This window comes from Xenorhabdus sp. SGI246, from assembly GCF_040838225.1.
Taxonomy (GTDB): domain Bacteria; phylum Pseudomonadota; class Gammaproteobacteria; order Enterobacterales; family Enterobacteriaceae; genus Xenorhabdus; species Xenorhabdus indica.
This window is the reverse complement of record NZ_JBFPEZ010000134.1, coordinates 1-1,513: the sequence shown is the minus strand read 5'-3', so window position 1 is coordinate 1,513 and position 1,513 is coordinate 1. Positions and strand designations below refer to the sequence as shown.

The 1,513-nt window shown below is 49.8% G+C and carries 1 protein-coding gene; it reads right to left on the bottom strand.

The features are described 5' to 3' along the window. A partial coding sequence (locus tag ABLA85_RS18330) for an AAA family ATPase (RefSeq protein WP_367965760.1) occupies positions 1–1,513 on the bottom strand: 1,513 nt, incomplete at both ends.

The following is a 1,513-nucleotide window of genomic DNA, read 5'->3' as shown; positions in this document are numbered from 1 at the left end:
GACAGGCACTGGAGCCTCTTGCTCCATTACTTTCATCTTTGCCGGAATGGTGAACCACCAGAATACTTGCCCCTGTTTTGGCTTTCAGTTCATCACAACCCCGGACGAACGCGCCCATATCTTTTGAATCATTTTCATCAGCACCACCAAAACAACGGGCGAGGGTGTCCAGAATAATCAGGCGTACCGGTTCACCTGTTTCAGACTCAACCTGCTGGGCGGCGATCACCAGCTCATGCACTTCGGCGGGTGAGGCTGGAAATACTGGCGTATTGATCAGATACATATTTTTAACTACCTGACCATTGACGATTTCCCATGCTTTAATGCGCCGGGGTACACCAATACCACCTTCACCGACAACGTACAGCACAGAACCCTGCGCAACCTGTTTTCCTGCCAATGCCTTACCCGTAGCAATATGACAACCCCATGCGCCCGCCAGAAAACTCTTGTATGATCCGCTTGCTCCGTAAATGCTGCATAAAGAATGCGCCGGAATAATGCCTTTAACAACATAATCCAACTGCGCATCAAAGCCTTCTGAACCAATGGATAGGGGTAACTTTGTCTTACGCCTTGGATAAAGCGTTTCTACATTGTCATAATTGTGGTTTTCTGTTGCGTGACTGTTCATTGATTTCCCCACTTGATACAAACCCTTATTGAATGCCTGCTTTGCTGCCTCAATACCATAATGCTGGCGATAATCGTCCCAGTCAGCTTTGACGGCATCCGGTGGCAACGTGATCCAGCCATTCACTGCAAAAGCTGCTTTTTCTGCTGAGATCTTGCCGACATTTACTTTGGGTTTCCCGTTCTTATCCAGCTCGTCGGGGCGATGCCAGTCATTATCTGCGGCAATAATGATTTTTATGTCCGGCCACCGTTCCCGAACGGCTTTGGCAACAGAATATAAATTACCTGCATCCAGTGCTGCCAGAACCGTGCCTTTGTAAAGTTGATTAACTGTCAGTGCTGTGGCGTAACCTTCGGTAATAATGACTGTATTCGGGTGCGCTTCCAGCGCTGACACGGGAATAAACGCGCCTTTTTTCTGGCTGCCGGACAGGAGTTTTTTCTCGCCATTGGGTTTGATGATCTGCGCACTTGTGATTTCTTTATCCAGGGCTGTCAGTGCCAGCACGGTGGAATTATCGGACAGTAGCCGCTGATTGAGGCATTGTATCCCCTTTGCCGCCAGATAGGGCGATTGCCCGACGACAGTTTGCGCCATCAGTGCCGCCACTCTTTCGGCAATCGGCTGTGTGGGATAAATAGTTGCTTTGGCGGGCTTGGGTTCGGGTAAAGGCAATGCCAGCACATTAGCGACCACTTTAGCTGCCTCCGTAATCGAGATCCCTTTGGCTTTTGCCACTAAATCCAGTCCATCACCATAGTTCGGGGCGTCACATTGGCGGCAATGCCAGTTGCCATGATGGTGATCATCGATGAAATGAAAACGGTCAGTACCGCCGCAAACAGGACAGGCACCATGTTTACCCTTTGCCGG